1 protein-coding gene is annotated in these 369 nt (G+C 44.2%); it reads right to left on the bottom strand.

Translation table 11 applies throughout. The annotated features are described in order from the left end of the window. Positions 1–175 precede the first annotated feature (175 nt). The coding region (locus tag ACYVTD_RS17975) for a hypothetical protein (protein WP_461248975.1) at positions 176–369 on the bottom strand (194 nt) is incomplete at its 5' end.

Here is a 369-nt window from a genome sequence, read left to right as displayed (position 1 = left end):
TAGACCATTATTTAAAAAAATACGATAAAAAAAGATTAAGCTTCTTACTAAGGTGGGAGTATTTATTTTTGTGGTAATTTTGTGATAAGCGGGGGGTTTTTTAAAAAAACAAAAGATTCATATGGCGGGGGTGTTTTTTTTTTGTGTGTTTTGTGATTTTTTTTTGTTTGGTTTTTCATCTGGTTTTTTTTGTTATAATTCTTGCGTTTCGGGGTCCTTTTTCTTGGGTGTGTTGTCCTGGGGGTGTCTCCCCGCCGACTCCCGCCTCGATTCCCGCCCTGTCCGCCTCGGTTAAACCCCCCCCCGCCGCCGAGTTGCTTGTTTCCGCCTGCGCCGCCTCTCGGCGAAAAACCGCCAGATCTTTGCGAT

It is taken from the genome of Treponema sp. R6D11 (assembly GCF_054786075.1).
The sequence above is the reverse complement of the archived record's forward strand: the minus strand, read 5'-3'. Positions and strand labels throughout refer to the sequence as shown.